18 protein-coding genes and 9 pseudogenes are annotated in these 25,823 nt (G+C 57.2%); 5 read left to right on the top strand and 22 right to left on the bottom strand.

Annotated elements, in window-relative coordinates:
- Positions 1–831 precede the first annotated feature (831 nt).
- From AB4Y36_RS37550 to AB4Y36_RS37530, 5 genes and pseudogenes are all read right to left on the bottom strand, one after another.
- Positions 832–1,467, bottom strand: a complete 636-nt coding sequence (locus AB4Y36_RS37550) for an IS5 family transposase (RefSeq protein WP_368662008.1) — start codon at positions 1,465–1,467, stop codon at positions 832–834.
- Entirely contained in the window at positions 1,350–1,802 is a 453-nt protein-coding gene (locus tag AB4Y36_RS37545) for a transposase (RefSeq protein ID WP_368661996.1), read from the bottom strand. Before AB4Y36_RS37545 ends, AB4Y36_RS37550 begins: the two co-directional genes overlap by 118 nt.
- A gap of 238 nt (positions 1,803–2,040) precedes the next feature.
- Positions 2,041–2,208: pseudogene (locus tag AB4Y36_RS37540) on the bottom strand (transposase); the annotation flags it as partial.
- A gap of 41 nt (positions 2,209–2,249) precedes the next feature.
- Positions 2,250–3,430, bottom strand: a protein-coding gene (locus tag AB4Y36_RS37535; RefSeq protein WP_368685619.1) for an IS3 family transposase whose coding sequence is annotated in 2 segments (ribosomal slippage) — positions 2,250–3,166 and positions 3,166–3,430 — 1,182 coding nt in all. Because the reading frame shifts where the segments join, the coding sequence is not laid out codon by codon here.
- A gap of 63 nt (positions 3,431–3,493) precedes the next feature.
- Positions 3,494–3,595 (bottom strand): annotated as a pseudogene (locus AB4Y36_RS37530) (IS5/IS1182 family transposase); the annotation flags it as partial.
- Between the two features lie 887 nt (positions 3,596–4,482).
- On the opposite strand from AB4Y36_RS37530, the gene AB4Y36_RS37525 reads away from it, so the two are divergent.
- Together AB4Y36_RS37525 and AB4Y36_RS37520 are read left to right on the top strand one after the other, a co-directional pair.
- Entirely contained in the window at positions 4,483–5,649 is a 1,167-nt protein-coding gene (locus AB4Y36_RS37525) for a porin (RefSeq protein WP_368661806.1), read from the top strand.
- Positions 5,650–6,177: 528 nt separating this feature from the next.
- A complete protein-coding gene (locus tag AB4Y36_RS37520) occupies positions 6,178–7,464 on the top strand; it encodes a cytochrome P450 (RefSeq protein ID WP_069268846.1) in 1,287 nt (428 codons plus the stop codon).
- A 418-nt stretch (positions 7,465–7,882) separates the two neighbouring features.
- Here the strand turns inward: AB4Y36_RS37520 and AB4Y36_RS37515 are convergent, their stop codons facing one another.
- From AB4Y36_RS37515 to AB4Y36_RS37470, 10 genes and pseudogenes are all read right to left on the bottom strand, one after another.
- Positions 7,883–8,086 carry a cold-shock protein gene (locus tag AB4Y36_RS37515; protein ID WP_069268847.1) on the bottom strand — a complete coding sequence of 68 codons (204 nt, stop codon included), beginning with the start codon at positions 8,084–8,086 and terminating at the stop codon, positions 7,883–7,885.
- A 509-nt stretch (positions 8,087–8,595) separates the two neighbouring features.
- Positions 8,596–9,321, bottom strand: a pseudogene (locus AB4Y36_RS37510) (transposase); the annotation flags it as partial.
- Positions 9,322–9,557: 236 nt separating this feature from the next.
- The gene (locus AB4Y36_RS37505) at positions 9,558–9,770 is read right to left on the bottom strand and encodes a hypothetical protein (RefSeq protein ID WP_368661805.1); all 213 of its coding nucleotides are present in this window, start codon (positions 9,768–9,770) and stop codon (positions 9,558–9,560) included.
- Between the two features lie 107 nt (positions 9,771–9,877).
- The gene (locus AB4Y36_RS37500) at positions 9,878–10,486 is read right to left on the bottom strand and encodes a reverse transcriptase domain-containing protein (RefSeq protein WP_368661809.1); all 609 of its coding nucleotides are present in this window, start codon (positions 10,484–10,486) and stop codon (positions 9,878–9,880) included.
- A gap of 181 nt (positions 10,487–10,667) precedes the next feature.
- Positions 10,668–10,838, bottom strand: a pseudogene (locus AB4Y36_RS37495) (IS5/IS1182 family transposase); the annotation flags it as partial.
- A gap of 22 nt (positions 10,839–10,860) precedes the next feature.
- Positions 10,861–12,519, bottom strand: coding sequence for a C2 family cysteine protease (locus AB4Y36_RS37490; RefSeq protein ID WP_368661804.1), 1,659 nt, complete (start codon positions 12,517–12,519; stop codon positions 10,861–10,863).
- A gap of 331 nt (positions 12,520–12,850) precedes the next feature.
- Positions 12,851–14,299: a TolC family protein gene (locus AB4Y36_RS37485; RefSeq protein ID WP_069268849.1), complete on the bottom strand. Its 1,449-nt coding sequence runs from the start codon at positions 14,297–14,299 to the stop codon at positions 12,851–12,853.
- The gene (locus tag AB4Y36_RS37480) at positions 14,289–15,632 is read right to left on the bottom strand and encodes an HlyD family type I secretion periplasmic adaptor subunit (protein WP_368661803.1); all 1,344 of its coding nucleotides are present in this window, start codon (positions 15,630–15,632) and stop codon (positions 14,289–14,291) included. Before AB4Y36_RS37480 ends, AB4Y36_RS37485 begins: the two co-directional genes overlap by 11 nt.
- Positions 15,629–17,782, bottom strand: a complete 2,154-nt coding sequence (locus AB4Y36_RS37475; protein ID WP_069268851.1) for a type I secretion system permease/ATPase — start codon at positions 17,780–17,782, stop codon at positions 15,629–15,631. The genes AB4Y36_RS37480 and AB4Y36_RS37475 overlap by 4 nt, the downstream gene beginning before the upstream one ends.
- 276 nt (positions 17,783–18,058) lie before the next feature.
- A pseudogene (locus AB4Y36_RS37470) lies at positions 18,059–19,021 on the bottom strand (transposase).
- Positions 19,022–19,575: 554 nt separating this feature from the next.
- Between AB4Y36_RS37470 and AB4Y36_RS37465 the strand changes: the two are divergent.
- From AB4Y36_RS37465 to AB4Y36_RS37455, 3 pseudogenes are all read left to right on the top strand, one after another.
- A pseudogene (locus AB4Y36_RS37465) lies at positions 19,576–20,349 on the top strand (transposase).
- A gap of 161 nt (positions 20,350–20,510) precedes the next feature.
- Positions 20,511–20,903: pseudogene (locus tag AB4Y36_RS37460) on the top strand (Tn3 family transposase); the annotation flags it as partial.
- Between the two features lie 61 nt (positions 20,904–20,964).
- Positions 20,965–21,666: pseudogene (locus AB4Y36_RS37455) on the top strand (IS6 family transposase).
- Between the two features lie 39 nt (positions 21,667–21,705).
- Here the strand turns inward: AB4Y36_RS37455 and AB4Y36_RS37450 are convergent.
- The 7 genes and pseudogenes from AB4Y36_RS37450 to AB4Y36_RS37420 all read right to left on the bottom strand — a co-directional run bounded on the left by AB4Y36_RS37450 (position 21,706) and on the right by AB4Y36_RS37420 (position 25,817).
- Entirely contained in the window at positions 21,706–22,302 is a 597-nt protein-coding gene (locus AB4Y36_RS37450) for a 4'-phosphopantetheinyl transferase superfamily protein (protein ID WP_368661802.1), read from the bottom strand.
- Between the two features lie 329 nt (positions 22,303–22,631).
- A complete protein-coding gene (locus AB4Y36_RS37445) occupies positions 22,632–22,871 on the bottom strand; it encodes a hypothetical protein (RefSeq protein ID WP_368661811.1) in 240 nt (79 codons plus the stop codon).
- Positions 22,872–22,936: 65 nt separating this feature from the next.
- Positions 22,937–23,110, bottom strand: a pseudogene (locus AB4Y36_RS37440) (oxidoreductase); the annotation flags it as partial.
- Between the two features lie 396 nt (positions 23,111–23,506).
- Positions 23,507–23,644, bottom strand: a complete 138-nt coding sequence (locus AB4Y36_RS37435; protein ID WP_256095096.1) for a hypothetical protein — start codon at positions 23,642–23,644, stop codon at positions 23,507–23,509.
- A gap of 27 nt (positions 23,645–23,671) precedes the next feature.
- Complete coding sequence (locus tag AB4Y36_RS37430) at positions 23,672–24,547, bottom strand: NAD(P)-dependent oxidoreductase (RefSeq protein WP_069269252.1); 876 nt, start codon at positions 24,545–24,547, stop codon at positions 23,672–23,674.
- 75 nt (positions 24,548–24,622) lie between these two features.
- A complete protein-coding gene (locus tag AB4Y36_RS37425) occupies positions 24,623–25,042 on the bottom strand; it encodes a DUF86 domain-containing protein (protein WP_141710950.1) in 420 nt (139 codons plus the stop codon).
- A gap of 34 nt (positions 25,043–25,076) precedes the next feature.
- On the bottom strand, positions 25,077–25,817 hold the full coding sequence (locus tag AB4Y36_RS37420) for a thioesterase II family protein (protein ID WP_368661801.1): 741 nt from the start codon (positions 25,815–25,817) through the stop codon (positions 25,077–25,079).
- Positions 25,818–25,823 lie beyond the last annotated feature (6 nt).

Genomic DNA, 25,823 nt, shown 5'->3' with positions numbered 1-25,823 from the left:
ATCGTAGAACCCGGCCGACTCGGCGCCGCTGGTGGGGAGAACCCTCCGGCGGCTACGCCGCCTCCGAGTTCTCCCCACCAGCCAAAACCTCTGTCGCTATACCGGCCAAAATGATTGTCGCCGCGCAAGATTCTCGTTTCCAACGGATATATCCGTCACCGCGCGACCGACTGAGTCCGTCAGCTGGCGCACTGAGGCAATCGCCTGCCGACCTGATACGTCGCCATGTCGCGCACAGCTGCATGCAGTTCAGCACGGCGACCGTCGTAAAAATATGGCGCGGTCAGTTCCACGTTACGCAGCGTCGGCGTCTTGAACGCATGGCAATCGAGCGACTCTTTTGTAACATTCGCCCGACCGTTGTCCTGCGGACGTGTAGCCCCGAACGGAAAAGTAGTCGGCCGGGAGACCCATTCGCTCGAACGACTGCCCGCCCAGATTCCTGCCCGCATGGCAGGTTGCGCAATGGTTTGCCTTGAATAACTGGTAGCCGCGCAATTCCTCACTATTCAGCGCAGGCCTGTCGCCGCGCAGGTAAGCATTTAAGCGACTCGGCGTTAGCAGCGTCACTGCTATTCGGCGATCGCATCTGTGATGTTCACGCTCGACCAACCGCTCGGGTACACCGCCAAGAACCGTTGCGACATCGACGATGTCTTGTTCTCGAAGGTGTTAGGGCAACGCTGATCAAGCCCGGTAAACACGACTGGTTGCGACCAAGACATGCGTCAACTTTCGAGATCGCGAAAAACAGCCGCAAAAGCGGGCATTCGAGCTCATGTTGGGCCCCTTGAGGGGCTCTGCACGGGCTCTTCGCCCGTCTTTGGCCCTCTATGGGCGCACCTGTGCCGTCGAGCGACCACACATGTAAAGATTGGCCAGCGCGAGCGCAACGAAGGCGCGATTGGCGTTCTTCGCCAGCCCGCGATAACGAACCTTCGTGAAGCCCCACAGCAGCTTCACGACCGCGAACACATGCTCGACCCGGGCACGGATCTTCGACTTGTTGCGGTTCTTGCGGCGCGCCACCTCGTCGACGATGTCCTTGCGGCGCGTGCGCTTGTTGGTGAAGTCACGTGCGTTCGGGGCCTTGCTGTGAATCAGTGCTTTCTGGCTCGCGTATGCGCTGTCACCGTAGACGCGTTGCTCCTCACCGTGCAGCAACTGCGGCTGCGGATGCTTGCTGTGTACGTTGGCGGCGGTTACGACCGCGCTATGAGCCAGCCCGCTCTGACTGTCCACACCGATGTGGTGCTTCATGCCGAAATACCATTGCTGGCCCTTGCGCGTCTGATGCATTTCCGGGTCACGCGCCTTCTCCTTGTTCTTCGTCGACGAGGGTGCACCGATCAGTGTGGCGTCGACAATCGTGCCGCTCTTGAGCTTTGCCCCCGCGCCTGCAGCACCACTCCCACTTCCGCGAAGATTCGCTCGCCCAGCTTGTGCTCTTCCAGCAGATGCCGGAATTTGAGCATCGTCGTGGCGTCCGGCACCGTTTCGCTGCCCAGGTCAATGCCAACAAAACGGCGCAGGCTGAGGCTGTCGTACAGGGCCTCTTCGCATGCAAGGTCGGCAAGGTTGAACCAGTGCTGCACAAAGCGAATCCGCAGCATGCGCTCCAGTGCAATCGGCGGGCGACCATTGCAGCGTGTCGGATAAAACGGCTCCACCACTGCGCACAGCTGCGCCCACGGCACGATCGAGCTCATCTCATCGAGAAACGCTTCGCGTCGCGTGGGTTTGCGCTGCGCCTCGAATCGCCCGCATTGATCGACAGCCATCGCCAGTGTCAGTTGCTTCATCCCGTTTTTACTTTCGCCGTTGCACGTCCACGCTATAACGCACGACAGTCATGAACGGTGGACTTGATCAGCATTGGCTTAGGGCTACGCTGATCAAGCCGTGTAAACACAACGGGTTGCGATCAAGAGATGTGTAAACTTTTGAGATCGCGAATAACAGTCGTAAAAGCGAGGCATTCCTGCTCATGTTGGGCCCCTTGAGGGGCCCTGCACGGGCTTGTCGCCCGTCTTTGGCCCTCTACGGGCGCACCTGTGCTGTCGAGCGACCTCGCCACATGTAAAGATTGGCTAGCGCGAGCGCCACAAAGGCGCGATTGGCGTTTTTTGACAGCCCGCGATAACGAACCTTCGTGAAGCCCCACAGCCGCTCCACGACCGCAAACACATGCTCGACTCGGGCAAGGATTGACCTTACCCCTGTTTGACGTATCCCATAGCCGAGGGAATTCAGGCGGCTCGCTGGGCAGCGAGCCAGTTCTTCTCGAACGTCATAGGGCTGACGTAATCGAGCGTCGAGTGTAGCCGATGGGCATTGTAGAAACCCAGCCAATCAACGATTTCGTCCATCACCGCGCGCCGTGTGGCGAAGTGCCGACCATGCAGGCGACCGACTGTCAGCGAACCCCACAAGCTTTCGGTCGGCGCGTTGTCCCAGCAATCGCCACGGCGGCTCATCGACGAACGCATGCCATATGCTTTCAGCGTGTCCTGAAACAGCCCGCTGCAATACTGGCTGCCCCGGTCGCTGTGCATGATCAGGCCCGGCGGCGGACGCCGTCTGAACCATGCCATGCGCAGCGCGTCAGTGACCAGCTCGGCCTTCATGTGAGGCTGCATCGACCAGCCCACCACCTGCCTGCTGAACAGGTCGATGATGACCGCCAGATAAACCCAGCCTTCTGCAGTCGCGCAGTACGTGATGTCGCTCGTCCAGACCTGATTCGGCGCACTCGTCGTGAAGTTACGCTTCAGCAAGTTCGGCGCGACCGGCAGGTTATGGTTCGAATTCGTCGTCGCGATGAACTTGCGCTTGTGCCGAGCACGAATGCCGTGCCGCGCCATCAGATTGCGAACCCGCTCCTTACCCACGCGCACACCACGTGCAACCAGTTCTTTCGTCATGCGCGGCCAGCCGTACTCACCCTTGACCTGCGCATGGATCGCGCGGATGTTGGCCAGCAAGGCATCGTCGCTGATTTGTACCGGGCTGTGCCTCTCCCGGCCCGCTGCAGCCCGCTGACGCCGCTGGTGATACCCGCTCGGGCTGACCTCCAGCAACTCGCACAGCAGCGACGCCGGCCAGCGCTTGTGCTCCCGTTCGATAAAGGCGTACTTCACGTCGATTCTTTCGCAAAGTACGCTGCCGCCTTTTTTAGAATGTCGCGCTCCATCTTCAGTCGCGCATTCTCCGCACGCAGTCGAGCCAGTTCCATCTGCTCCTCGGTTACCGGCTTCGTACCCGGGCCGACCAGCGTTCCTTTTCGGTCCGCCTGCACCCAGTTCGAGATCGTCTGGCTCGACACCCCCAGAATCGCCGACACCGCTGCCAGGCTCTGGCCGGCCTTCACCAGCCGCACCGCCTCCAGCTTGAATTCCAGGGTGTACCGCGCACGCTTCAATTGGCTCATCTTCGTTTCTCCTTGCTGCAGTTTAAACCTCAGCAAGGGATACGTTTTTCAGGGGCAAGCTCAGATCTTCGACTTGTTACGGTTCTTGCGCCACGCCACCTCGTCGACGACGCCCTTGCGACGCGTGCGCTTGTTGGTGAAGTCTAGCGCCTGGCCCAGTTGCGATGGTTGCCGGCCTCGCCTTGCTCAGCCTCGTTGTCGCATCATGATTTACCAGTTCGATACTACCGAAGAACTTCTTGATGTCGAGGCCCAGCGCCCAAGCATAGCCCCCGGCCGCGCCGCCGGCCAACGTCGGGCGCCTGATGCGCGGACCGCCCAGGATGATAGCCGCATGAGTCGTCGTGAAACCACAAGCGATTACAGATATCGCTTGACCACCGTCTGAGCGATGCATTGAGATGTGGGAATTCCAACGGCCTCGTCCCCACACCCTGCCTTCCGGGGGTATGTCAACCTTCGGCACCGGTGGTCTTCGCGGCATGACTGCCGCCCTCGTGAGACGAATTGTTGAGCGCGACTCGTGACAAGCCCCCCGTTTTACACGACTAGTCAAGGACGCTACCGGCTTCACGATCTCTTACGAGGGTTCTTGTTCGAATAGACGCCTCTTCAGCCCATGTCGATTGTCGCGTATTGACCAAATGCTCACAAACGAAATGAGGACTGTCGCACATCGGGCGGTCCGCACGACAATCTTCATCGGATATCAATCCACCTGAAGACGTCGCACTGCGCCTGGTGGCTCCTTTTCGCCGACTAATCTGAGTCGGCACGATCTGTGCTCTGGAAATGTGAAGCGATCTCGCGCTCAACCCGTTTGACACCTTGGACGCCATACAGTAAAGCCTAAGTCGCACAGATATGATCTCCAAAAAATGCAAAGAGGCAACTGCACATATCAACGATACAGTGGCTTTCTTCCGCTGTAGCGCTCTATTTTGGAGCACACCAACATCGGCGCAATCGTGGCAGCACGTCGCAGCGCTGTACAGACAGATGTCGTCGAGCGAAACAGAGCTTCTCACTCACACGCTCCTGGAAATCTAATTATGCGTGGTTGGGAAAGGTCGATATTTCTGGCTTTATTTGGTGCGTCATCCTTGGCTCAAGCACAAGGGACTGTGAATCTCTACGGTGTACTCGACGAAGGCATTATGTACCAAAGCAACGTTGCTGATAGCAAGAGAATTTCGCTTGACTCGCTTAGCGGCCTCATGGGAAGTCGATGGGGCCTGACCGGAAGCGAGGACCTCAGTGGCGGTTTACATGCAACGTTCACCCTTGAGTCAGGCGTAAACCTAAATCAAGGTCAGGCTGGTCAGGGCGGCCTGCTATTTGGTCGTCAAGCCTTCATCGGTATCAAAAGCGACAACTGCGGCGGCCTGACATTTGGACGTCAATACGACATGATCTTCTACTTTCCCGAGCCGCTGACTGCCGAAGCACTGGTCGGAGGCGCGCCGGCGGGACACCCAGGGGATCTGGACAATGCGTCCAACACGGTTCGACCGAATAATTCTGTCCGATACATGAGCCCTGACATCTACGGCGCGAGCTTCGGAATTGAGTACAGCTTTGGTGGTATTGCCGGTAACTTCACATCTACCAGTGGTTATTCGGTAGGTGCAGGTTACGTGAACGGGCCATTGAAACTGGGGGCATCATTCGAGTACTTTAAGAACCCCACCGCAGCGCCAGGCACAGGATTTTTTACTGCTTATTTGAATGGAATCTCTCCTCTTCAAGGTGCTATCAACCGTGGATATGCCTCCGCCCAAGCGTATCAGTCTGTAGTCGTAGCATCCAACTTCACAATCGGCCCCGTCATCGTGGCAGCATCGTTCTCTAATGTTCAATACGCGAATCTCGCCCTGCCTCAGCTGGACGGAACAGTCATATTCAACAACTACGATGTCGGAATAATGTATCGTTTCAGCCAAGCGTGGACAGTCGCAGCATCATACGACTACTTGCAATCGAATGGCATTCAAGACGTTTCGGGACACATACTCGGAAACCAGCACTTCAACCAAGTAACGATTTCAACAGACTACTTTTTATCCAAGCGAACCGACGTCTATTTCGAAATCGGTTGGCAACAAGCATCTGGGACATCGTCTCTTGGGGTTCCCGCTGTTGCGAGCGTCGCGAATGTGGGTGACTCATCCAGCAATCGCCAGATCCTTGCTCGCGCCGCGATCCGTCAAAAGTTCTGAATAGAGCTAAACATGCTGGAATGCAACGACTCACAGCACCGATCGATCCTCCCAAATGACGCGACTGACGCTGCCAGCGTTGGCGAGTCACGCCCCCACTTTCGATGCATGACTAAATTTTCTGACCTTCCTGACATTCCTGATCGGCGTTGCGTCTTATTGGTTAAACTGGCGAAACCATCACACCAATTAATTATCTTAACTTCAACAGGAGACTACAGTCCGCGCACTAATTTGCATACGTTCCGCCGCGTATTCTCAATATCGTCGATATCAAAGAACAATGTTGATATGGATTAAGGATGAAATGAGAAATCATAATATGATAATTAGATACCCCGGACGAAAATTGACAGCCACCACACCAACCACCACCCGCGGGGAGCACCCGCCTGCGATAAAGTTAAATCGATCGGCAAGCACCAACTGAAATGAGCTCTCTACGTTAGCAGACTGGATCATCGCGCGCGTCGACGCTCGTTCGTGTCGCGCGTCCACTAACACGAACCTCCCCTGGACTCAAACAGAATGCAAAAATATGACCTACCAAGAGAAATAGCGAACCGCATCGTCGATCCGAAGTCCCACACGGACATCGATGGCCTCCACGAAATTTACACTTGGGCACGCGCAAACAACCCTGTCGGGAGAGCGACGGCTGCCGGGCATGACCCGTTTTGGGTGATTACAAAACACGCCGACGTCTCTATGATCTCACGGAATAATTCTCTATTCCATAATGGAGATTATTCTGTCGTGTGTCGCCCTAGAGCATCGATAGAGCATATTATGTCCACGACCGGTTCACCGAACATTGTTCGGTCGCTCGTGCACATCGATGGCGAAGAACACAAAAGTTTACGCGCGCTGACTCAATCCTGGTTCATGCCGAACAGTATTCTCAAGCTTGAAGACCGTATTAGATCGCTAGCCCGTGCGATGGTCGCGAAGCTGCAGCAACACAACGGAAAGGTGATCGATTTTTCAGGCGCATTCGCGTCGCAGTACCCACTGCACGTAATCATGGATATTCTCGGTGTCCCTCAGGAGGATTTTCCTCGCATACTTGCACTAACTTACGAGATGTTCGGGAGTGAAGACGAGGAATACACACGCGATACGGTGCGCCAAGGCGACGCGAGCAGTGCGACGGGCAATGCGCTCCTGTCTGTAGTTGACGACTTCAGGGAGTACTTCGAAAGCTTAAACGAAGCGCGCCGGAAGGACCCGCGCAATGATGTCGCGACTTTGCTAGCCAACGCGGTCATCAATGGGCAGCCTATCGATGACGTAACCCGCCTCGGCTATTACGTAATTATCGCTGCCGCAGGGCATCATACAGTGTCGTCGTCCACGTCGGTCGCAATGTGGGCATTGTGCCGCTTTATGGAGTTGCTACCACAGCTTCAGGCAAATCGATCGCTCATTCCACATTTTATCGATGAATGCCTTAGATTCGCATCGCCGGTTCATCATTTCATGCGTACAGCGACTGCCGACACTAATATCCGGGGCCGCAAAATTCGCAAAGGAGATTGGCTGATGTTGTGCTATGGCTCGGCGAATCGCGACGAAGAAGTCTTCCCTTCGCCATTCACATTCAATATTGATCGCAGACCCAACCCACATATCGCGTTCGGTGTCGGCGGCCACGTATGCCTTGGTCGACATCTCGCGCACATGGAGATGCGGATTCTGTTCGATGAGCTGATTCCGAGATTGCAACGCGCTGAGCTAGTGGGTGAGATCGAATACATGGAGTCAAACTTCGTTTGTGGACCGAAACACCTTCCCGTTCGCTGCATGTTGCAATAACACAACCCGCGATATCCGCATGCACGAAACAGCTAGCCGTGTATCGAACGAGCACGTCAATAACAGGGGTGGCATCATATCCGGCATGAGGTGATAGGCCTACACAGAAAGCAGCCCAGGCCCAACCTTCGATCCGGGCGCCATACACGCTGGCTCTATGACATTGACATGCCAAGCTGCGAATTGGACTCTAGAACCGTGCGCATTGCCGGGATTGCATCGCACCCTTGCGTTCGCGATGAGGACAGCTGCCGTATCACGCGCAGCGACCATTCCGCCGCTGTGTCACCTCGGCTATCAACCAGTGTTAGGTTCCAGCTCTCCTCGCCCAGATTAAACGCCACCTGCCGGCGGCCACCTGATGCCGCATTGCGCCGATGTCTTCCTTGCTGCCGCGGCATTACCAGAAAGCGCATGGTCAGTGCGGCTGGATGCTTATCGCCTGCCTGCCCTTGGGCCCGTTTTTTGCTTCGAAGGTTACCCTTTGATTATCCTGTAGCGTCTTGAATCCCTCTATCTGGATATCAGAGTAATGCACAAACAGATCGCAGCTTCCGTCGTCTGGCTGAATGAATCCGTACCCTCTTTCATCGTTGAACCATTTAACCTTACCCGTTGCCATTTTCATTTCCTTATCGACGTTTTCTATCAATATAGGATATGCTTAAAGAAAAGTAGCCGACGCACCAAACTCGCAAATTGATTTGCGTCGACCTACCTTGTCCAAATACAGACCATTGCCGCGCGTCGCGCTCTTTAACCGCATATGGCCCCCCAAATCTCCCCTTCCGGACACCCCCGGGTTATGCAGCAGAATCCCCTTCCCGCTGCGCCGCCAGCCAGGCTTACACGAACCGGGTTGGCGTCATGAAGCCAAGCGATGGATGAGATGACTGTTCTACATGCAAGTTTCAACCGGGAATCTTGGTCCGGGACATCGGAGCGCGGCCGCAGTCACACCCCCCTCATTCATTCGCCCTCATTCACTCACAATGAGCGGAATCCACGATCTCTTTGTCTTCACGCAACACGAAACAGAGCTAACGTCAAGAGTGGTGTATGGGCAGCATCGTGACGGTCGATATCAAGCGGCGAGTTTCTGCTGAACCGGTCGATCGTCTTGCACCGAGTCGCCGCCCAGAAGCCCATTGCGCCGTCGCCGACCGCCAGCCAGAGGTCCTGCCTTCAGACCGCGCTTTTTCAGGTCGAGCAGAAGCTCCAGCCACGACGCTTTCGTCTCGCGATACCCATCGCCGATCGCCACACGCTCTTTGCTCCCGTCCGGTTTCACGCCGATGATCACGAGCAAGCATTGCCCATCGGAGTTCTCGCTGCGCAGCCCCGTGTGAATGCCGTCGACCCACCAATAGACATAGTGCGACTCCGACAGATCACGCCGGCTCCAGGCCACATGCTCGTCGGCCCATTGCGCCTTAAGCCGGCTTACCACGTTGGCCGACAAGCCCTTGGCGTCATCGCCTGGCAGCACGCTCAACGCTTCGCTCATATCGCCCGTCGAGATACCCTTCAGATACAGCCAGGGCAGCGCTGCGCTCACGCGAGGCGACTCCTCACGTACGGCGGCCAATCGTCGAATTGAACTTCACGCCCGATCCCGATCGGTCGCGCACCTTTTGGCACCTTCACAGCAATCGGGCCGGCGGCTGTCAACACCTCGCGCTCTGGCAAGCAGCCGTTGCGCACGACGGCGCGCTGCCCGTGCAAAGTCTTGACGTTCGCGAACCGCTCCATCAGTTCTGCCAGCTCCGCTTCGATCGCTTATTGAATCACTTGCTGCGCCCCGTGACGAACCAATTCGTCCAGACCAAGTCCACCGCCTTCAATTCCCCGCCTCAGATCCCCCGTACACCGTGGGTGAGTAGCCCGCGGGAATCGCACCCGCAGGCCCTCTCAGGTAGGGTCGAGAACTGGCGCGCGCACGGTAGGCTCCGGTGGTCTTTCCACCGCTTTCGCGGTGGCCCTCAGTCCGGCTGCCATAGTCACGTTTCCAGCTCCCGCCACGTCGAACGCAGCTTGCGGTTTTCCCGCACTACGCTCTCCTGTTTGCTTCACGTCAAGGTTTATGGGGCCTATCATGCCGGGCGCGCTTTCGGTGCGACGGTACGGCGGACCCTGTAGCCATTGAACAGCCCCAGTTCCTCATACAGCCAACGCCTACTCCACCGCTTCCAGCCGAAGCCCCGTCGGTTCCGGGATCGCCCCATGTGGCGCCGGATCTTCTTTTCCACCCAGTCCCTGATGAAGTTGAAGCACTCGTTGGAGTCCCCGATAGCGAAGTAATGCACCCAGCCCCGCAGCACCGGATTAATCAGTTAGACTACTGGATTTACCGGCTGTGACTGGTATCGCCGGAACACCTCCTTGAGCTTGCGCAGTAACGCCGTACGCTTCTTCAGCTTCGGCGTGTAGTGCGCTCGCCACGCCCTGTCCCGAAGCTGCGGAATTGACGGAAGTCAAACCCCAGAAAGCCGAAGCTCTCCTTGCATCTCAGATCCACGGTGCGGCTCTTCTCCTCGTTCACCTCGACCTGTAGCCTGTCAAACTCCTCCCGTAGTCGTCTGCTTACCGCCCCCAGCAGCCAGTCATGGCGCGGGTGTGCATCGATCAGCACGACGAGATCATCAGCGAAGCGGGCATACTCGACGTAGGTATACTTCCCATTGCGCGTGGCTTCTTTCGCCCGCCCCAGCATCCGATCCACCTCAGTGAGGTAGACGTTACTGAGCAGTGGCGAAATCACCCCGCCTTGCGGAACACCTTGCTTACCCGATGCCGTCAGCATCAGCTTCAGCAAATGCATGGCGTCCCGGTCATTGACCCGACGCGCCACTTTTTCGAGCAGTAGGTGATGCCGCACGGTGTCAAAGTACGCACGCAAATTCAGATCTATGACTCGGGTCTTCCACTGAACAATCGCCGTCGCCACCCGATGCACCGCTTCATGCGTGGTACGCTTGGGACGATAACCATACGAATCCGCATGGAATAGTGGATCGAGGATCGGCTCAATGAGCCCCCGGCGTCATAGTAGTTGTCGCCTCTGAACTTTCTTATCGAGAAGAGTCAGAGGTACGAGTTGAAGACGAAACAAACGTATTCTGTTGAGTTCAAGGACAACCGAGCGCTTGAACCGCACGCTGTACTTGCTCATGAAAAAACACCCCAAATTGTTGGACGGGTGTCGCATGCAGCGCGTCACCGAGCGCTCCCTTCGGCCAGTTCCGATCGAGTTTGCCATCTGTTTTCATGTGGCCGATGGCTGGCTCAATCGCACTGCGGCGTCTGATCATCGCCCGCCATCCGCGCGTGACGCCTCGCCGCAGTCCCGGGTGGTAGACCTTCACACCTTCGATCCACCTTGCGTTTTGGCCTACGCTATATGTGTTGTGTTGTGTTGATTTGCTGATCGACCGAATGCAGCCTCGTATACGCCGCACCCCATTCGGATGATTGAAAATGCAGCGCGCTCATACTGGCGACCAGGCTATTAACCTGACTACCAAGCGTGCCACCGGATGTGGATTTGGCAACGCAATTAGATTCGGGATCTGAAATGATTACTTCGCCGCCCCCACCCTTGTTCCAAAGTTGATCGGCAGACACTTCAAACTGAGTGTCGTATCGATTGTTGCCATTATGGTTTCCCCACGGATTCCGGAGAATAAAATCCCCGGTTGATTGGTCATACCCAAGAACAGAGAACATGTGTTCGTTCACCAGCTCTATCTGGCCTGAAGGATCCGTAGTGTTCTGAGAGCAACCGTACATCACCTCGGTTTTATTATTCAAACCACTGATGATGGATTGCTTCACCGTGTCATCCCACGATGTCTGTGAAAAAGAGGAACACTCATAGGACTCCGCTTGCCTTCCAGTCACAGCCGTGAGGCCAATGTCACAGCCACCGTCAATTGCTTTATATTGATTCGCGAGGCCGTTCATGTGCTGGTATTCTACAAAGGCCTTCTCGAGAATTTGAACCCAGCTATCACAGGAATTTTCCGCAGCATTTTGAGCAACTGCATCATTCACAGTAACGTAAACGGGATTTCCTGGGCCATCAAAGAACCTAACCCCGTAAACCCCGTTGCCATCACTCGTAAACATCGACGCAATTTTGCTCGGCTCATCCTGTGCCACACATGCGAGTGCCGCCATCAGATAACAGTCGCCTACGCGGCCTTGGTTGACATCGTTTGCAGTTGGCGCGCCGCTCGTGCCGAACAACGGGTGCGTAACGTTCGCATAGCTACCGCCAAGGCCCGACAACGATGGGTTGTCGGAACCTAGGAACCATTTATCAATCAGCTCGTTGAACTGGAGCTGACTACTGCCAGGGGCAAGATCGCCCAGCTTGGATGAGGTGTTCTGTCCGCCCGTCCAGTCAACGTTAGCGGCGTTGCCGTTGACCAATGCATTGGTCACATAGGCAAGGCATGACGATTTTCCAAGTTGCGCCGATACTTCTGACGCGTAAGTCTTAAGACTATTCAATTGTGCGTCTGTTAATCCACCGCTTCCAATGGCGCTAGCAACGCTTTGTAAATCTGAAAGTATCGAGCTGTATGTGTATTTTTGCTGTGATTGTGGCTGCGGATGAACGCAGGCGATCTTGTCGTTATATCTGCGCATTTCAAAGCTATCGATCGTATCAGATAGATATGCGGCGACGCAGTTTCGGTATATATCGACTCTATCCGTAAGCTCTGAAAGATGGGTTCTCAAGCCATTGACACCGGTTTGGGCGATATCATCGGTCCTGTACATACGAGTTGATTTTGGAAGCCCGCAATCAATTGACATAGAGTCGAAATCGTTACGAGCGAGCCCCACTGAGTTGGCTTGACCGCCGATCATATCGTTAAAATTTCCAGATCCTGCGCTGATTAATGGGCTCCCAAGTGAATTACGTAACACATCGATATTGTTATCTACTCTACCCTCGATCGTCTCGCCCGTTTTTGATGATTTCGTCAAAAATCCCTGTCTTTCCGTAACGACCAGTTCCCTTCTGCTTCGCGTAATTGACGCCATGTCACCCCCTGAAAAGATCACAAATCACAACACTTGAGGAACAAGCAGGCACGCCTTTCAAACTGCCTACCAACTATTCCGGGCCCCTTCAAACACATGAACGCGCATAGAAGAGAGATCGTGGAGATTGAGTTTCATCTTGCGCTGATATGCCGGAGAAATCGTCAAGAGTGGTGTATGCGGGTCGGTCGCATGATTAGGCGGCCAGCGCTTGAGGAACCGGTGCGCTTTCAATCACCGGGACTCCGTCTTCAAAGGGAATGCCCATTACGGATGGCAGCTGCTCCATAACCACCGCCAGTCCGATGCTTGCGGCAAACTGGATTCCCCGCTAGAACACATGATCTCCTATCGCACTCCGATCAAGTGCGCCGGCTGCCGCCCGCAGCTTCACGCGGTCCGACTCCCATTCGACAACGCTGCGAACTCGCTCCTGCTGAGCGTCCGCAAGTGCCGACTGCACCGATAGCAACTCAAGGATGTTGGCAACGCCCTTGTCGTAGCGCCGCCGCGAAGACGCAACCGCAGAGCGGGCCGCTCGAAGCAGCTCTTTCGCGGCTTGCAATTTTCCTGCCGCGGCGACAGCCTCCGCCTGAGCCTTAATCACGTCCGTTAAAACTTGCTGCTCAGTATCATGGAGCTGGGACTCGCTTTGTTCTGCCTGCGCTTGCGCTCTTCTCACCTTGTATGTGCTTGAGAACCCATCAAAGAACGGAATCGTCACAGTGATACCCACAGTTGTTGTATTACTGTGAATCGCCTGCATCCCTTGGTTCTGGTAACCGTTCTGATAAAAGTTGCCCACGAGGTCAATAGTCGGTAGGCCTTCGGACCGTGCGACCTTCACCTCCGCCCGCGCGGCTTTCCACTGCTCGCGGGCCGCGATAATCGCTGGATGCCGCGTGGCAGTCTCCTCGAGCCAGTAATTCAGGTCTTCCACAACATGAGATGTCGCCGCGTCTTCCAATCCTGCGAGCCTCAGTTCGGTTGAAGGAGCTACCCCGAGAAAATAGAGCAAAGCTCCATTCGATACGCGATCGTCCGCGGCAGCCTGCTGTTCGGCGAGTTTCGCCTTGGCAAGGGCCGTGGCGGCTTGCAAGCTATCGCTTTGCTCAGCCACGCCCATTCGCTGCCGGCGTTCAACGGCCTCATAGGTTTGTTGAGCCATCGAGGTAGATTCGGCGCGCGCCGCTAGCGTCGCCTGAGCCATCTGTGCGTTGAAGTAAGCCTCCACAATGTCCGACATCACCTTTTGAATCGACGCGTCGTGGCTAGCCAAAGCGGCCTGCAATGAACGGTTTGCAGCTTCGCTGCTCGCAGCGCGCGCGCCAAAGTCGAACATTCGCCAAGCCACGCCCGCACTCAGGGTATGCCCATTTGCGGTTGAGCTAGAAATAGGCGAGTCAGGGTACTGTGTCCGGGTACGTAAGGGTGATACATCTGCCGACAGCGTTGGAAGATAGGACGCCCGTGCTTCGCCGACCGCCGCGGCTTGCGCTTTGATTGCGGCAAACGAAGCACCGATCTGTGGGTTGTTGCATAAACCGATGTCGACTGCGCCGGCCAAGGTCAGCGGCCGTGCGAGATCGATGGCGGCGGGACATGTAACCGCCGGCGTTCCACTTTGTAAAATGGCACCATGACTGAGCAGGGGCGGTCGGGTCAGGAGCGGGTCTTCCAGAAGGTCCGGTACGCCAGAGCTATGGGCGCGTGCGCCGACGAATAAGCCAAGCAGAATCACTATTCCGCGCAGCCGGCTGCTCGCTCTCTTACCGTTCATGCAAACTCTCGCGGGATTCCTCAATAAGCGGTGACAAAACATATTCAATGACTCGTCGCGTTCCAGTTTTGATTTCGACACTTACGCCCATACCAGGCGTCAGGGCAACGGATCGGCCATCAATTTCCATCGTCGGTCGATCCAGCATCACCTTTACGGAATAAATCAGCCCCCGCTTCTCATCCTTGATAGCGTCGTGTGAAACATGGGTCACACGCGCAGCAACAGTGCCGTATTTTATGTATTCGAAGGCATCGATCTTGACAGCCGCGCTTTGTCCCTCCCTGACGAAACCGACATCCTTACTTTCGATAAAGGCTTCGACCTCTACCTTGCTCTTGGTGGGAACTAGCTTCATCAAAGGCACAGCCGCCGGGACCACTCCTCCGATAGTATGTACAGCCAGTTGCTGCACAGTACCGTCCACAGGCGCAACCAGTTTGAGAAGGTCGCCGTGCGCTTCGGCGCGTGCAGCATCCTTCGTAGCATCATTGAGCACCCGCTCCGCGTCGTCCAGCGCATCGAGTGCCGTCTTGCGCGTTTCCGCAATCAAAACCGCTCTCTGGTTTCGCGCGTCAATAAGTTGAGCCTGGAGGTCGATACGCTCCTGCTTCTTCTTGAGATATGCATCGCGTGACACGTCGTCTTCTTTCGACAGCTGCGCGTAGTCCCGCTCGCGCTCTACTGCCAACGGAAGCGCCGCTTCAGCGTGGCTGATCTCTCCCTCCAATCGGCGCCGCTTGGCGACATAGTCATGCCACTGCCCGTTCAAGTTCTGTTCGGTTTCATGCCAGCGCTCACGCGGAACGCCCGAATTCGGCGCCAGAACAGGCGGCCGATCGCTGTCAACCGCCGCAATCAAAGCGCGTGCACCGGCAGCGTGCGATGCAGCTATCGCTGCACCGCCGCGAGCCTTTTCTAGGTCGCTGTCCACAGTGCGCGAATCGAGTTCAACGAGAACGTCGCCAGCGTGAACCGTCTGACCTTCCGTGACGTGCAATGCTCGCACGCGAGCGACCTCAACTGACGCAAGAGCCTTGCTGTATCCTGATGGAATCACCTTGCCGACGGCATTCACAACTATGTCGACATGCCCCAGAATTGACCACGTGATTGCGACTACAATCCACAGAATTAAGATCTTTGCCACCCAGCGGCCAGTTGGCGAGACCGGTTTTTCCTGCAACGATAGAGCTGCAGGCGAAAACTCCGCCTCCTCGGAGTTCAGGTCACGTGGTGTAAGTGCGCGTCTCTCCCGCCACGCGTACGCGAAATGATCGCGGTACCTGCGCCACAGTTCACCCCATGCCTGCCATTGGTGACGCAGATTCACGCCATGCCCCCCTGCTGCAGGCTGTACAAGTGAGCGTACATTCCCTGCGGGATCTTGAGGAGCTCTTCGTGACTGCCGACCTCCGCTATCTGGCCGCGCTCCATTGTCACGATGCGATTCGCCCCACGGACGGTTGATAGTCGGTGCGCGATGATCAGCACAGTGCGCCCACGGCAGATGCTTCGCATGTTTTTGTGAATGATCTTCTCCGATTCATAGTCCAATGCGCTCGTGGCCTCGTCAAAAATCAGGATTCGCGGATTGGGAAGGAGCGCACGGGCAATCGCAACGCGTTGCCTTTGCCCGCCCGACAGACCGGTGCCGTGCTCGCCTACCATCGTGTCGTATCCTTCTGGCAACTGGCAAATAAACTCATGCGCACCGGAAAGGCTAGCCGCTGCGATGATCGCATCCAGAGAGGCGTTCGGCATTGACAACGCGATGTTGTCTCGTATCGATCGATTGAATAGCATGTTTTCTTGCAGCACCACTCCGATTTGCTGGCGCAATGAAGCGGTTTCAATCGTAGCAATATCGTGACCGTCAATTAGTACACGCCCGCTTTCCGGGATGTAGAGCCTTTGTGCCAGCTTCGTAAGCGTGCTTTTTCCCGAACCCGAACGACCAACAATTCCAATCACCTCGCCCGGCCTGATGGACAATGAAACTCCGCGAATGACTTCCGGTGCATCGGGCCGATAGCGGAACACAACACGGTCGAATTCCACCGCACCGGTCAGCTTCGGCAAGCGCGACTTGCGGCCGACGACCTCCGTGCGAGCGTTGAGGATGTCGCCTAATCTTCCCATTGAGACGCCTACCTGCTGGAAATCATTCCATAGTTGCGCTAGGCGCAAGATTGGGTTGGAGACCTGCCCTGCCAGCATATTGAAAGCAACCAATTCACCTACTGTCATCTTTTGGTCTATCACGAGCTTCGCGCCCCACCACATGATGGCTACGTTGACTAGCTTACTTATCAGTGTGACCCCGCTATTGGCGATGGCCGCGACGTTATTGACAGACAGCCCCGCGGCTACATAGGCAGCTAGCTGTTTGTCCCACTTCTGAGTCCAGCGGGGTTCGACGGCCATCGCCTTGACGGTATCAATCCCACTGATCGTCTCAACCAGAAACGATTGGTTTTCGGCGCTGCGATTGAACTTGGCATCAAGTCGGTTGCGAATGATAGGCGTGCACACCATTGATAGCAGTGCATAGAGCGGAATCGAGACAGTCACAATTAACGTTAGCGCTCCGCTGTAAACCATCATTACAGCAAAGAATACGATCGAAAAAATCAGATCCAGCACTAATGTCATGGCGTTGCCGGTCAAAAAACTTCGGATATTTTCCAACTCCCGTACGCGCGCCACTGAATCACCAACCCTGCGAGTATGAAAATACGTTAGCGGCAAGCCTAACAGGTGGCGGAATAGCCGAGCTCCGAGTTCAACGTCGATCTTGCTGCTGGTATGAGCAAATACCCAGTTTCGAATTGCAGTCAAGGTCACTTCAAAGAAGATCGCAGAAATGAGCCCAATCGCGATCACATTCAACGTCTGCATCGCATTACTGACAAGAACCTTATCCATTACGGCCTGAAAGAACATCGGCGTGACAAGGCCGATGATTTGCAATACTAGGGATATCAATAAAATTTCGCGCAGCAGACTCCGATATTTTACGATCGCAGGGATAAACCACGTGAAGTCGAACTTGGCCAGGTTTCCGGTAAAACTAGCTTTGCTGGTGCAAAAAATTAGCTTCCCGGACCATAACCCGATGAATTCATTCAATGGGAGGATAACTGGTGTGCTACCCGGCCGTTGCATGACCATTCGCGGCTCTTCCCCACTAGTATCGTATTTTCCTGCGATGAAATACTGCCCGTCGTTGTCGATACCGATGGCTGGCAACGGAGCGCGATCAATTCGGTCCACGGACTGATGCACCAGCTTTGCTGTCATGCCGATTTCCTTGGCCGCCAACAGCAGCAACTGGTTGCCAAAGACGTTGTTCCCAAATTGGTGGCGCAGCTGAGATTCATCAACCGGAAGGCCGTGCAACATCGCCATCATGATGAGGCAAGAAAGCCCAGAGTCTTGGCCGGACGGCACGGCGTGCAAAGAAGCGTCTAATTTTGTCATCTTGTAATGTCAGTAGACATTCGGCATGGTGGCTTTGACACTTTTGAACACTCCCCTATTGCATTGCCGCAATCCTTGCCGTTGTCGTGGTTTGCGTGCCAGTGTTAGCCGCATTCCTTGTGCGTGTACGCAGTCCCCGTGATCCGTCCAGACAAGGGTCGCGGGTTCGTGGCAGGCACACGCTCCGCAACCGTGTTGGGTGCTCGCGCAAAAACGCCGGCTGTAACTGCAGCGCCGTTGAGATTTGATTTCGTGTTCAATCGTCATTCATAGGACTTACGCAAAACGCATGGTTACGGACGGATTTCTGAGTTCGCGGCGGAGGAAATCATCGAGCAGTTCTGCTTGACTTGGTAGAGCGTGCGCCCGGTCTTGCGCGCGATATCGGCCAGACGGACCCATACGAGTACCGCGCTCGCGATATGGTTGCGCTGGATGCCGGCCTTTCGGCACTGGCAACGCTGAAGACCCGTGAGCTGCTTGAGTTCGCGGTTTAACTGCTCGACCTTCCATCGCAGGCCACACGCGTCTTGTGTCGCCGGCAAAGAATCCTGGGTGAGCTCGTTGGTCACGACCCAGTCCGTGCGGTGTGTCGACACCTCTACCCGGAACAGTTTCACCTTGTGATGTTTCGGAAAGCCCCTGATCTTGATCGTCTTCGTGCGCGAGAGAATGGGCGTCCCATTGCAGCGAATCAACATGCCGGTATGGCAATTCACCTTCGGAGTCGTCGACCAGCCGGTTACTGCGCAGCGGGCAGTAGTACGTCCTCCAAAGCGATTCGATGAACAGCATCATATCCATGAGCACGCGGCGAAACGGCAGGTTTTTGTGATGAACCACGTTGGTCAGCATGTCCAGCACGTGATCGAGTTTGGACCTGCCGTCGCCGTCCGGATCGTAAATACGGTAATCGATAATCCAGTATTCGCCGCTCTGCGGATTCACGTACACACAGTTCACCACACCGATGCCCTTGATGAGGCCGTGGGCGTTGCCGCTGTATTGCCGCCGCACGAGTTCGATCTTGTGCGAGAAGTCCTTGTCGGTCACGGAATCGTCGAATACGATGCAGCCGTCTTCATGCGCGACGAGCTGCCCACGCACGTTGTCCCACACCAGGCGCAGCGTCATGTGCTCCCGTCGCAAAAAACGGTTGATGGCATCGTGGCTCATGTTGTCAACGTGGTCGGCGAAGTTGGTCAGCGTGCAGTTGGTCGAGACATAAAGGCGCAACACTCGACGCTGCGTAAGTCCTAATTCAATCCACTCATAATGGTCCGCGAAAAGCAAACGCAAAACTTGGGCCAACGCCATCACATGTGCATCGGTTGCTAATGGTTTCAAGCGCGGCCGCAGTCCAAACCCAATGCTCTGCAATGGTTTGAGCCTTGCGAGGTGACGCGGTAAACGCGCAGCCAGATCGCAACCGGTTCGCGCGGTGGCCATCCGGTGAGCATATGCACGTGGTAGGCGTACGGCTGAAGGTCGCTGGCGCTGAATGCGAGCACGACACAGCCAACGGAGTCTGGCCATCTCGACGTGAAGTGTCGAATTTCTTCCAATCGGGCCGACGGATGTAGGCAATGTGGGGTTGCGGACAAACGGTGTCAGAGCCAGAGGGGCGGTCGCCCGTGATGGTCTGATGTGATGGACGACTCCCGCGACGGTGTCAACGCCGATTGAAATCTGACCCCTAGACATCATGTATGGACCTGCCGCACCTCAAGGTACGCGGATTAAGCTTGAGGCGGGCTACACCGCGGCTCAGAGCCGCATTGAGGGGGCAGGTCATGAACAAGTTTAGCAAGTACGTGGGCCTGGATGTACATCAGGAAACGGTTGCCGTGGCGGTCGCCGACACGGCCGGCGAGCTGCGGTATATGGGCGAGATCGTGATCACGCCCGAGGCCATCGCGAAACTGGTGGCACAGGTCAGGCGCGGCACGGGAAGGTTGTCGTTCTGCTACGAAGCCGGCCCCTGCGGCTACACAATTTGCCGACAGCTGCGTGAGCTCAAGCAGGACTGTCAGGTCGTGGCGCCGTCGCTGATTCCGAAGAAGCCGGGCGAACGTGTGAAGACCGACCGGCGCGAGGCCCTAAGCCTGGCGCGCCTGCACCGAGCCGGCGAGTTGAGCCCCGTGTGGATTCCGGATGAGGCACAGGAGGCGCTGCGCGATCTGCCCCGTGCGCGGGAGGACATGAAGCATCTGCAACGCCAGGCCAAGCAATGGCTGCCGTCGTTTCTGTCGCGCCATGGCTATCGCTACATGGGCCGCTCGAGGTGGACGCAAGCGGACGGGCAACAGCCATGTGCGACGCATGCTGGTTGAAGCAGCGTGGGCCTACCGACATCCCGCACGAAAGACCGCAATCCTGCAGCGGCGCGCAGAGCGTACACCGCCGGAGGTCCAGGAGATCGCGGCGCAAAAGCGGCTGTGTCAGCGCTTTCGAAACCTGATGGCACGCGGCAAGCTCAAGAACCAATCTGTACCGCCATTGCGCGCGAACTCGTAGGCTTTATCTGGGCAACCGGGCAACACGTCGCCCCCCTCAGTTGGGCTTAGCCAGCATGAGAGGTTAGTTGAGCACGCAACAGGATGTTTGGGCTAGGACCAGGCAACGGTGAGAGAACCCTCTTGGCAACACTAGGAGGTAACTGGAAACAGCACAACCCTCAAATCTAGATTGAGGCAGCTCCCCGACGTTTTGTTTGTCATGCGGTAACCAACCCACGCATATCAGAATGATCAACCGTCGGATACCCTACGCGAAACTGTCGTGGCTGCAGGCGTGGCACATCCGGGATGAGACCTACTCACAGGCGCTCGCTGAACTCGTCAACGCACAGTTCGCCCTTCCGTTCGCCGCCCACTGGGGCGATGGCACCACCTCGTCATCCGATGGGCAGCGCTTCCGTGCGGGCAACAAGGCCGAGAGCACGGGACACGTGAATCCGAAATACGGCGCCGAGCCCGGACGCATGTTCTACACGCACATCTCCGACCAGTACGCGCCGTTCTATCCGAACCTCGTGAACGTCGGTGTGCGCGATTCGACCTATGTACTCGATGGACTGCTGTATCACGAGTCGGATCTGCGCATCCAGGAACATTACACGGTTCTGTTGCAATAGCGGAGGCTGGTATGCTGCGGGACCTTACAGGATGATGTGAACGACAATGAAAGCGCTGAGTCCAGCGCTAGCCAAAGTGCTGAAGCGGTTGCACTATCCGCTCGAGATAATGTTGGTGTACGTGCGTTGGTACGTGGCCTACCCGCTGAGCCTGCGCAATCTCGAGGAGATGATGTCGGAACGCGAGATCGCGGTCGATCATTCGACCGTGCACCGGCGGGCCATCAAGCTTTTGCCGGTGCTTGAAAAGGCGTTCCGCCGCTGCAAGCGCCCGGTCGGCAAGAACTGGCGGATGGACGAAACCTATGTGAAGGTACCGGGGTACATGGAAGTATCTCTACCGCGCCGTCGACAAGGCCGGCAACACGGTTGACTTCCTGCTGCGAGCCAAGCGGACAAGGAGGCGGCCCGACGGTACTTCGAGAAGGCCGTCGATCAGAATGGCGCGCCCGAAACGGTAACCATCGACAAGAGTAGTGCCAATCTGGCCGGGCTGCGCGCCGTGAACGCCGAGCGTGAGACGCCCATCAAGATCCGCCAGGCCAAGTATCTCAACAATATCGTGGAACAAGACCATCGGGCGATCAAGCGCCGTACCCGACCCATCTTGGGATTCAAGGAATTTCATTGTGCCCGCATCTTGTTGAGCGGCATTGAACTCATGCATATGATCGCCAAGGGGCAGATGGAAGACGCAGGCGAACTCAAGCCATCGGCCGCCCGGCAATTCTACTCGCTGGCGATGTAAGCAATCCTCATCATATCGTTATCGTTCGCCCAAATCGTCTTACCGCGACAGAACCCCTGGCCACAGCACAGAAAAATCGGCGAGCCCGGCTCCGACACTCCCGTGCGCCTTGAGAAATGCCTCGTTCGCGACCCAGACGTCAAAGAACTGGTCGCGTCGCTTCTGGTGCGGCAGCGCTGAAAACGCAGCGCGATCCGACTCACCCAGCACCCTATCCTGCAGGGTTTCCCAATTCAGCGACGCCGAACATTGCTCGATGTCGACGCCGACCCGGCGGCAATGCGACCAGGCAACGAGCGCAAAAGCACCGCTATGAGAAACGTTGAAATCGATCGTCGAGCCGGGACAGTTGCTGAGAAATGGCCGACCCATGGCTGACCGGGAGAAGTCAAGATCGCTATCACTGAAACCAACCTCTCGCGCAAGATGCGCCCGGAGCATGGAACGCGTAGCGGCGAACCGCACTGCGTCGCGCTCATCGCAGAAGCGACGCGCAGACCGAATTTCGTCGCGCGATAGCGCCGGAAAAGTCAACGTTCTCGGGGATTTTTCGAATTCGAGACCGGCAAGCAGTACGCGAACATCGTCGGGCACACCTACGCCTGTTTCGCGCCGGCAAAGAAACTGTTGATACATGGGCGTGTCACTCCAGGCCAGAACATCTCACGCATCCCATTGGTCGCTTCGAACCTCTTTCGAGCAGCAATGCGGCCTGCACATCGCGAAGCCGTCCGTAACGGACATGCCGGGACTCGCCGCGTTTTCGCGGATACCCGGTGGCCTGTCCCGTTTCGCGAGCTTGTTGCACAAGCTGAATCCTGCGGGGGAAGCAACCAGCCGGACGCGCATCGCTGCGGGACTACGACCTCGCGACGTCCCGTCCGTCATGTCTCCCGGCGACATCTCTCGCCAAGCCCGGTCAACACCGAACGCTTCCCAAAGGCATGGGACATCGACCCGACACATCACCCCGATCTGGGGTCCGCCTTCAGATTGACTACCGTCCTGCCATGCCCCCGCCCTTTTGCCAGCTCGTCCGCAGCATCGACGAGCTGTTCGAGCGATATCTCGCGAATCATGCTGTCGAGCTGTGAGCCTGGCACGCATTCCGAAAGCCGCTCCCACGCTTCGACGCGTCGCGGCGTGGGACAGCGCACCGAATCGATGCCAACGACGTTGATCGCGCGCAGCAGAAAGGGAAACACAGTGGTTTCAAGTTCGGTCCCACCACGAGTCCACAGACCGCCACATAGCCGCCGGATGCGAGCCGTGCAATCGCTGACGACAGCACGGGGCCGCCAACGGTATCGATGACACTCGCGAACAGTTCGAACATCATGCCGTGACGCCCGGGCTTGCACGCCACCGCGTAATCTCCGCGGCCGATGGTCCGGGCCGCGCCGAGCGACCTCAGATAGCTTTCGTGCTCGGGCCGCCCGGTCATTGCGACGACGCGATAGCCGAGTTGTGAGAGGATCACGATCGCGAAACTACCGACGCCCCCACTCGCGCCTGTCACGAGAATCTCTCCGGCCCGCGGGACGGACGTCGTGCGGTTCCAGAGCGAATGCGCAAAGCATTGACGTGAACCCGGCGGTGCCGATCCCCATCGCCCGCCTTGGCGTGAGACCAGGCGACAACGGGACGAGCCAGTCCGACTGGACGACCTGTGTCAAACCGCCCCAGTGACGCTCGCCTATCCCCCAGCCTGTCAGCACGACTGCGTCGCCCGGCTGGAGCCCGGGGCTGGCCGACGTCGCGACAACGCCGGCGAGATCGATGCCCGTATCGCTGGAAACGTACGAATAATCCCGCGATTGGCAATCGCCATCGCGTCCTTTTAGTTGACGCTTGAGTAATGGACGTCGACGACGACATCGCCGTCCGGCAGATTGTCGACGTTCAGCCATTCGATTGACGGTAGGACGCCATTGTCCGTTTCCTTCAGCATCAGTGCCTTGAGTCGGGATGTGCTCATTGTCATTGTGGTTCGCGCCGTGAAACGTCACGGCGACGCGATCTGTTTGGCGAACATGTCGGCAGAGCGCATGCCCGGCAACGCATCGACGAAGAAGTCCGCCTGCAAGGGCGCGCCCGCCTGCATGTCATAATGGGCGAAATCGCGCACGCCTGCGGCAAGCAGTACCTCGTCGTCGATGAAAAACCTGCCAGTGCATGTGGCTGCCGGCTGCGTGAGAATCGCGTACGCGGCGTCGGCAACGATTTCAGGCGTGCGCGACGCCGCGATCATGTCCTCGCCACCGAGCACGTTGCGCACCGCCGCAGTCGCAATCGTCGTTCTGGGCCACAGCGAGTTGACGGCAATTCCAAGGTCCGCGAATTCTGCCGCAAATGCGAGCGTGAACAGGCTCATCGTGTACTTTGCGATCAGGTACGGCGGGTAGTCACGAAACCACCTTGGGTTCGTCGACAACGGTGGCGACAGTGTGAGGATATGGGGATTTGACGACCTGCGTAGGTGCGGCACGCACGCCTGTACGCAGACAAACGTGCCGCGTCCGTTCACGCCATGCATCAGGTCGTAGCGACTGACAGGCGTGTCGAGTGTGCCGGTCAGGCGAATCGCGCTCGCGTTGTTGACCACGATGTCGATCCCGCCGAACGCTGCAACTGTCTCATCGACAACTGCCTGCACCCGCGCTTCGTCGCGGATATCGGCGACGAGCGGCAACGCATGGCCACCTGCGTCCTCAATTACTTTCGCAGCCGTGTAGATCGTCCCTTCGAGATGGGGATGTCGCGTCGCGGTCTTCGCGGCGAGCGCAACATTGGCACCGTCGCGGGCTGCGCGCACCGCGATCGCGAGACCGATGCCGCGACTACCCCCCGACATAAACAACGTTTTTCCGGCAAGGTTCATGACTGCTCCTTTCGCCTACGTCTGCGTCCGTGTTGGACATCGTGCTACACAGGGTACGGTGATGCGAATGATCCGTCATGCGGCCCGTTCATCCCGTTGCGCTACGGCTTTCAGGTCCGGACGCGGGCCGGGCAATGCACCGCGGTCCACGGGCATTCCATCGATCTCTGGAACATGCTTGCGCATCGCCCGCTCTAGTTCTGGCACACTACGCCGCACTGCGAGCCAGACGAGCTTCCTCAACCGTTCCGGGTTGCGCTGGTGCATCAGGTAGTCGACGCGCGCGCCGATCAGCCGCCACGGAAAGTCCGGTAACCTCAACCGGTACTCTGGACTGAGACAGGTCCATGTGTAGCCGATCATTTCAATGTTGCGCACGACAGCGTCCTGCATCATGTTCGACGCCATGAATGCGCGACGGCCCTCCCGTGTATATTCGCGAATGCGCCGGAGCCGGTGCTTCATTTCCTTTAGGTACTGTAGATCGTCGTCCATTTGCGCCCCCTCCCGCGTCACCATGAAGCTCCGCTCATTGCAGGTCGGCGGGCAAGCCAAGCATTTGCCGCGAAATCGTATCGAGCAATGCCGACTGCGAATCGCGCAGATAGAAGTGGCCGCCCGGAAAGACACGCACTGCCGCGACGCGCTCGACCCCCCTCCAGCGCTCAAGTTCGGCGGCACGCACAACAGGGTCGTCTGCACCGCCGAGTACGGTCACCGGACAGCGTAGCTGCACCACGGCGGGCCGGTAAGCATCGAGCAGCGTCATGTCGGCGCGCAACACGCGCACGAATTCCTGTGCGAATTCGGCGTCGCGCAACAGCCCGTCGGGCAGGCCGCCGTATCGCGAAACCGTCTGGAGCAACTCCGTGTCCGTCACCTGGTTCACGAAACGTCCCGGATGCGGCGCAGGTTTAGGCAGCAGCCACGACGACACGAACAGATGCACGGGCGCGCACGTGAGCCGCATCGCCACCTCGAACGCGATCGCCGCCCCCATACTGTGTCCGAACAACGCAAACGGTCGGCAAAGATAGGGCTGCATCGCCGCTGCGACCTCGTCTGCAGCCTGGTCCATGCGAGTATGCGGAACCTCGTCGAGCCGGCTCTCGCGCCCCGGCAACTGGACAGCGAACACATCGATCGCAGGTTCGAGGAGGCGACGCCAGCCGCGAAATGCCGACGCGCCACCGCCGGCATGCGCAAAACAGAACAGCGACAGCCGCGCTGTCGTCGTCGGGGTCGCCGAGGGGAACCACCGCGTCGTCATTACGGG

The organism is Paraburkholderia sp. BR10936, assembly GCF_040965735.1.
Classification (GTDB): Bacteria; Pseudomonadota; Gammaproteobacteria; order Burkholderiales; family Burkholderiaceae; genus Paraburkholderia; species Paraburkholderia nodosa_A.
The sequence above is the reverse complement of the archived record's forward strand: the minus strand, read 5'-3'. Positions and strand labels throughout refer to the sequence as shown.

Coding starts and splice junctions, on each gene's coding strand:
- AB4Y36_RS37520 (WP_069268846.1), top strand. CDS start 6,178: ATGCAAAAATATGACCTACCAAGAGAAATAGCGAACCGCATCGTCGAT.
- AB4Y36_RS37475 (WP_069268851.1), bottom strand. CDS start 17,782: ATGACAAAATTAGACGCTTCTTTGCACGCCGTGCCGTCCGGCCAAGAC.
- AB4Y36_RS37485 (WP_069268849.1), bottom strand. CDS start 14,299: ATGAACGGTAAGAGAGCGAGCAGCCGGCTGCGCGGAATAGTGATTCTG.
- AB4Y36_RS37450 (WP_368661802.1), bottom strand. CDS start 22,302: ATGTATCAACAGTTTCTTTGCCGGCGCGAAACAGGCGTAGGTGTGCCC.
- AB4Y36_RS37490 (WP_368661804.1), bottom strand. CDS start 12,519: ATGGCGTCAATTACGCGAAGCAGAAGGGAACTGGTCGTTACGGAAAGA.
- AB4Y36_RS37425 (WP_141710950.1), bottom strand. CDS start 25,042: ATGGACGACGATCTACAGTACCTAAAGGAAATGAAGCACCGGCTCCGG.
- AB4Y36_RS37545 (WP_368661996.1), bottom strand. CDS start 1,802: ATGAAGCAACTGACACTGGCGATGGCTGTCGATCAATGCGGGCGATTC.
- AB4Y36_RS37525 (WP_368661806.1), top strand. CDS start 4,483: ATGCGTGGTTGGGAAAGGTCGATATTTCTGGCTTTATTTGGTGCGTCA.
- AB4Y36_RS37420 (WP_368661801.1), bottom strand. CDS start 25,817: ATGACGACGCGGTGGTTCCCCTCGGCGACCCCGACGACGACAGCGCGG.
- AB4Y36_RS37430 (WP_069269252.1), bottom strand. CDS start 24,547: ATGAACCTTGCCGGAAAAACGTTGTTTATGTCGGGGGGTAGTCGCGGC.
- AB4Y36_RS37515 (WP_069268847.1), bottom strand. CDS start 8,086: ATGGCAACGGGTAAGGTTAAATGGTTCAACGATGAAAGAGGGTACGGA.
- AB4Y36_RS37435 (WP_256095096.1), bottom strand. CDS start 23,644: ATGAGCACATCCCGACTCAAGGCACTGATGCTGAAGGAAACGGACAAT.